We start from the raw sequence: 5,839 nt of genomic DNA on the forward strand, positions 1-5,839 counted from the left end.
TCCTACTCCTATTAATCATTATGATCATTTTGAGACCTTGGTCATAATCACTATAATCAAGGGGCCTAGCTTGGATTGAAAACCATGAAAACACAGAATTAACAGCATATTAAACTGGCTTCATGTTAGTTTATTGAAACTAAAAACCAAATTTTAAGATTTTTCAGTAAATGTAATTAGCTGACGATTTATCCAGCACTGTCACGCACAGCAAACAAAAATGAAGGACATTTGTCCTCCCTAATCGGTAGGCGATCATGGTTTTATACAATTATTTTTCAAAAAGAGGCACACAGATAGACACTGTAGGTATGCGGAGCCAGAAGATAAATAGGAATCGATTTATAGGTTTACAGTGTAAATGGCCCTAAATAGGGCCAATTGAGTCTATCTCTGAGCTGTGATATTTATGAATTAACGGCTTTGATAAGGATAGAAGTATCCATTCTTCCCTCACCTTGCTCAGACAAGGCTTGGTAAGCATGATAAGTTTTTTCTGTCATCGGCAATTTTAGATCGTTTCGTTGCGCTTCATCCAAACAAAAGCCCAAGTCTTTGATCATCCAATCAATGGCAAAGCCGTAATCAAATTTACCTATTGACATGTTCACAGCGCGGTTTTCCATCTGCCATGAACCTGCGGCTCCATTTTTCAAACAATCAACCAAAACGCCAATATCTAACCCTGACTTTTCCGCTAAGATCAATCCTTCCGACAGGCCATTTAATACGCCAGCAATGCAAATTTGATTGACCATTTTTGCGCGTTGTCCTTGCCCTGCTTTCCCCATCAGCACCGATGACTTGCCATAAGCATGAAATACGGGTTGCAGCTGCTCAAACAGTTCGGCATCTCCACCACACATAATGGTTAGCACACCATTTTCAGCCCCTGCTTGGCCACCAGAAACAGGAGCATCCATAAAGCGAATGCCCGCTTTATGAGCCGCAGACGCCAGCTCTTCGGCTAACAGTGCCGATGTGGTGGTGTGATCAACCAAAATTGCGCCGCGTTTCATCGCCCTTATCGCGCCGCCGTCACTGGTCGTCATGCTACGGACATCATCATCATTGCCAACGCAGGTTAAAACCACATCGGCATCTTGCACGCACTCTGCGACTGTTTGCGCTGCATGCCCATGATACTGCTGCGCCCACTGCTGCGCTTTAGCTTGAGTGCGGTTGTAGACGCTAACATCAAACCCTGCATTTTTTAGATGCCCAGCCATAGGGTATCCCATAACCCCTAATCCAATAAAACTGACTTTCATTAACTTCTCCTTTTATTATTACCCAGCAGCCCAAACGGACGAACACACGTAACTGAGTGTGGGCTGTATGTATCCTTGCGTCATTCTCTATGAATAAGACCACGGTTAGCAATGCACAGATAAAAAAAAGCCGAGTCAATCACTCGGCTTCTCATTAATTCGCTCTATTACAGCTCAGCGTTATGGTAAACCTGCTGAACATCATCACAGTCATCTAGCATGTCGAGGAATTTCTGGAATTTCTCCGCCTCTTCGCCCGTGACCGGTGTGTGTGTTTGTGGAACGAACGTGATTTCTTCCACATCGATAGTCAAATCAGGGAACTGATTATTTAGCGATGTTTTCACTTTGAAGAATTCAGTGTTAGGTGCAAATACAGTGATCACACCATCTTCCAGTTCAACATCCGTCACATCGACATCATCCATCATCAGTGCTTCAAGGATAGAATCTTCATCATCCCCTTTGAACTGAAATACCGCTTGGTGATCAAACATGTGTGATACGGTACCTGGAGTACCAATTTTCGCACCCGTTTTAACAAAGCATTGACGCACATCTTGGAACGTACGGTTGCCGTTATCTGTTAAGCAGTCAACGATAACACTTGCGCCGCCAGGGCCAAAACCTTCGTAACGAGCAGGTTGGTAGTCTTCACCACCACCACCACTGGCTTTATCTAGCGCTTTATCAATAACGTGGCCTGGAACTTGGTCTTTCTTCGCTTTTGTGATCAGGTGGCGCAAAGACAAGTTCATGTCTGGGTCCGAACCACCATTTTTCGCACACATGTAAATTTCTTTACCGTATTTGGAATAGACTTTAATTTTTGCGCCTTGAGTTTTCGCCATTGAGGCTTTGCGCACTTCAAAACTTCTTCCCATAGGGATGATCTCTCTAATTCAATTTAACGCGAGGGATTTTAGCAAAAAGTGGGATCATTTCAATTTTCCACTTAGCAAAGACATGAATGCTACGCAACACCCATCACTCTTTTGTATTTGTTCACCGATTGTAAAAACCACTCTTTTTCGGCCTCACTGGCAATTTTAGACTGCTGCTGAGTGATCGCTTCAGGCCCTGCTTTTCCTTGCTTGAGTTTCCAAACAAGAAAGGAAGCTTGTTTATCGAGCTCTACTTTGTTTTTCTCTTCAGCGGCAAGTAAAGATAGGTTGAAGGACATGAGTTAGCCTAGATCGGTAAATACGTGGCACGAAATATAGCATAGGACATAGGAAAATTAAGAGCATAAATGTGCAATTTATCGGTATGAAATCAAGAAAATTGGAAAATATAAAGGGTGGCTATGCGCCACCCTTAGGGGATTAATGGTGAGAACTCGTCAGTGAAGTATGCCTAGCTCCTTCGCTTCTTCAATGGTTAAACCACTTTCTCGAATCTCTCTTAATGCTTCAATACGACGGCGAGCTTCGGCTGATTTAAGGTTTTTAACTGGTTTTTGAGTTTCTACTTCTTCCGTGAAGTCCCACTTATTTGCAATATCAGTCATTTCGTCATGGTCAATAGAATTTATGGACATTGTTACCTCCGAACAAACCACGTAAGGGACATGTAATCTGTAGCAAACGACATTTGATTTGTTAAGCATATTTCGTCCATATTGTGATTTTGGCGATGGTTTAGAAACCTTATTTTTAAAACTATTAATATTACTTTGCCAACCTTGCTAGACGAGGCTAGATTTAAATATTGTGTACATGAATTCAAGCGTTTTAGCGCTCATTTTATTCTGTTGCATACTATCGCAGTCCCCCCTACCCCACGCTCTTTCAATGTGCTGATTTTTAGCACATGGTTCCCCATTTCTGTTTGGCAAATAAGCTTGAAATGCACCAGACTGTAGTTAATGCATTTAAAGTTGTAGGTAAGACGCGATGTGTAAGCTTCACGACTGGTTAACCGAGATCCATCAATGGCATCTGAACAAGCGCTATGATCAGGTGGCTCAATTACAACCTCTGATCCTTAATGCTCCACAGGAGATCTGGGGGCCGGATCTGAGTGATGATCAAAGTAAAGCAATTGCTTGTTGGCTTGATGCTTGCCTGCGCCAATATGAGTACTACAAGCTCATTGACGGTGAGCTTGCCTTCCAATATCTGCAGCTTGCTTACGCTCGTTTTCAGCGTTGTGTCTCGGAGCCGAGTAGTGAACTTGAGTTAAAATCTTGGTGTATAAAACGGATGCCGCAGTTGATAGTACTGAGTTTGGAGCATCTCAACCAACAGCACGTTGATGAGGCCTTATCCCGAAGTTTAATTGATGCTCATGTTCGATTTCTTGCATATTACGCGTGGAACGATGATCAAGGTATAAAGCGAGGGTATTAATTGATTGCAGGGATCAACAGATAAAAAAATAGCGAGTTATATAACTCGCTAAAAACATATATGAGCCAATCTATTAATTCATCAGATAGGACAAAAGGTTGTCTATTCGTTTTCTATACTAACGAACCTTCTAAAACAAAATGTCAGCTACATGTCAAGGTTGTGTTGTAAATTGGTTTTAAATACCTTTTAAATACCAATAGCGACTTCATCAAGTGCCCGGAATACGGATTCATCTAAATGCCCCTCGTACACTTGCTTGCACACTTTGCGGCGTACCGCGAGACCCGAGATCAAACGTTCGATCGATAAATGTTTATTCTCGTTTTTCGTGTTATAGAGCTCGATCAATTTACTTAACGTCTCATAAGAGATCGCCTCATTTCCAACCCTCAGCCAATCCAGCTTATCAATCAGCTCTGTACACTCTTCCTTGATAGAGGATGGTGGATGCCCAGTCATTGCTGATAACGCCGTTATACTGCGTTCTAGGGCCTCTGGAGAGGTATATTTAGATAAGGTAATCGTAATTTCATCGGCATTGATCTCTACTAGGTGTTTGCGCTGCTTGACTCTCCGTCCCAGCTTACCCTTTGGAGACGGTGCTTTACGTTGAATCGGTTCAAATTCACCATCAATGATCTCAGAAAGCTCTTCTAGTTTTTGCTTAGAAACCATCTCATTGCGCAGTGGGTTAGGTAACGTTGGAGCCATGTTGCGTTTGCCTGCATTGGTGGTACGAGCGCGCGAGTAGCGCAGGACTTCTTCCACATCGCACTTAATGTCGACTTGGTAATCCATCACTTTTTCTTTATCCACCAGTGTGGTGACCGTCAAATGATAGCCCCAAAGATTCACGACAAATAACGAATCGCTGCCCTTTCCTTCCGATAATCGTTTTAGCTCACGGACAAGATCCATCGAAAAACGACGCCATTCGATATTACGGGCCAACTTTTGGTTCAATTCACTCAGTAGCATGCTGTCGGTATGGCGACGCGACATGCGACTGCGGAAATAGGAGTAGAGTTGGAAGACCAACGTATGTTGCTTTAGGATCTCTGGTGGAAACAAGAAAAAGTAATCGCGAGTGAGTAACTCTTCGTAGAATGAAGGCTCCCACACCAAAATGTACAAATTAGGTTTGATCCTAATTTCACCATCAGCGCCTTCCGTTGGCGCTTCTTCAGAAGCGGTGATCGTTCTTGCTAGGAACCGAAAACGATCACTCTTAAATCCTTCTGGCATGTTTTCACTCAGCCAACGGCCTGTTAACTCATGCAGTTGGAAGTCTGTAAATTCAATCCGATCAATACTATCGCGAATAGAATCTCTTGCTGGGCCACTATCTTTTTTACCGCGAAGCGACAAAATGTCAGTAATGTACAATGGGGTTTTATTCGGTGTGTGTTTGGTATTAAGTTGGTAATCTTCTTGGTGATGATCGTGGTATTGCACCGTTAAGGTGAACAGTGCAAACAGTGTCATTAGATCATCAACTGTCATGATATTTTTAGAAGAACGAGTTTCAATGATCGCACGGGTACCAGAAATCGACACCATTGATTTCTGGTAGCTTTTACGAGTTCTCGGTGGAGCTAATGCTTGATCAATGATCCCAGCCCAATTGGTGGGTGAAACCACAAACTGATCCGCTTCGTCTTTCATCGCTGGTGGAATATTTAGCCCATGCTCTGTCAACAAACGCTTATTGACCTGAGTTTGAGCCAGCGCTTTTGAACGCTTGCGTTTTTCTGTCTGTTTTACTGATTCAGTTACCAGACTGGTTGAACCAAGCACAGAGATGAGCTTATTTGGGTTAACAAATTTATGCAGCATTGTCTTGCCAGCTAAACCTTCTTCAAATCTCACCGGGATCTGTTTAAATAAACCAATACTTACTGCAGCACGCAGCCGTTGCTGAATAGCCGCTCTGGTCAATTGGCCATCGGTTGCTTCAATTAACTCTGTTGTTGAGACTAACCCATCTTGGCTGCGGAAACCTCTTAATGAGATCAGGTTAAGAAGTTCAACGATACTTTTGGTAACACCTTTAAAATGTTGGTATTGATCAACCCAATCAACAGCAGTTTCTGAAACTTCAAAAAGATGCCCATCTTTGTGGCTCCTTGGTGCTTTGATCAATATTTTTTCGTCTGCGTTCATTATTAGATCCGTATCACACTAGCCGTAATATCGCTATAGTTCCAATAGAAT

Annotated in this window: 6 protein-coding genes; 1 reads left to right on the forward strand and 5 read right to left on the reverse strand. The window is 42.8% G+C overall.

What is annotated here, in order from left to right; all coding sequences use genetic code 11:
* Positions 1-407 precede the first annotated feature (407 nt).
* The 4 genes from B9J87_RS04480 to B9J87_RS04495 form a co-directional block, all read right to left on the reverse strand.
* Complete coding sequence (locus tag B9J87_RS04480; RefSeq protein WP_064626531.1) at positions 408-1,271, reverse strand: NAD(P)-dependent oxidoreductase; 864 nt, start codon at positions 1,269-1,271, stop codon at positions 408-410.
* Positions 1,272-1,438: 167 nt separating this feature from the next.
* The gene (locus tag B9J87_RS04485) at positions 1,439-2,155 is read right to left on the reverse strand and encodes a YebC/PmpR family DNA-binding transcriptional regulator (RefSeq protein ID WP_017044945.1); all 717 of its coding nucleotides are present in this window, start codon (positions 2,153-2,155) and stop codon (positions 1,439-1,441) included.
* A gap of 89 nt (positions 2,156-2,244) precedes the next feature.
* Positions 2,245-2,454, reverse strand: coding sequence for a DUF3283 family protein (locus tag B9J87_RS04490; protein WP_017046863.1), 210 nt, complete (start codon positions 2,452-2,454; stop codon positions 2,245-2,247).
* 159 nt (positions 2,455-2,613) lie between these two features.
* Positions 2,614-2,811: a PA3496 family putative envelope integrity protein gene (locus B9J87_RS04495; RefSeq protein ID WP_017043498.1), complete on the reverse strand. Its 198-nt coding sequence runs from the start codon at positions 2,809-2,811 to the stop codon at positions 2,614-2,616.
* A gap of 355 nt (positions 2,812-3,166) precedes the next feature.
* On the opposite strand from B9J87_RS04495, the gene B9J87_RS04500 reads away from it, so the two are divergent.
* Complete coding sequence (locus B9J87_RS04500; protein WP_094149512.1) at positions 3,167-3,622, forward strand: transcriptional regulator; 456 nt, start codon at positions 3,167-3,169, stop codon at positions 3,620-3,622.
* A gap of 189 nt (positions 3,623-3,811) precedes the next feature.
* On the opposite strand, the gene B9J87_RS04505 is transcribed toward B9J87_RS04500, so the two are convergent.
* Positions 3,812-5,788: a replication initiator protein RctB domain-containing protein gene (locus B9J87_RS04505; protein WP_017043500.1), complete on the reverse strand. Its 1,977-nt coding sequence runs from the start codon at positions 5,786-5,788 to the stop codon at positions 3,812-3,814.
* Between the last annotated feature and the right edge of the window lie 51 nt (positions 5,789-5,839).

Source organism: Vibrio sp. V19_P1S1T109 (genome assembly GCF_002241375.1).
GTDB lineage: Bacteria > Pseudomonadota > Gammaproteobacteria > Enterobacterales > Vibrionaceae > Vibrio > Vibrio anguillarum.

Bases quoted from the DNA above. Each gene is read 5' to 3' on its own strand.
- B9J87_RS04480 (WP_064626531.1), bottom strand. From the start codon at position 1,271: ATGAAAGTCAGTTTTATTGGATTAGGGGTTATGGGATACCCTATGGCT.
- B9J87_RS04485 (WP_017044945.1), bottom strand. From the start codon at position 2,155: ATGGGAAGAAGTTTTGAAGTGCGCAAAGCCTCAATGGCGAAAACTCAA.
- B9J87_RS04490 (WP_017046863.1), bottom strand. From the start codon at position 2,454: ATGTCCTTCAACCTATCTTTACTTGCCGCTGAAGAGAAAAACAAAGTA.
- B9J87_RS04495 (WP_017043498.1), bottom strand. From the start codon at position 2,811: ATGTCCATAAATTCTATTGACCATGACGAAATGACTGATATTGCAAAT.
- B9J87_RS04500 (WP_094149512.1), top strand. From the start codon at position 3,167: ATGTGTAAGCTTCACGACTGGTTAACCGAGATCCATCAATGGCATCTG.
- B9J87_RS04505 (WP_017043500.1), bottom strand. From the start codon at position 5,788: ATGAACGCAGACGAAAAAATATTGATCAAAGCACCAAGGAGCCACAAA.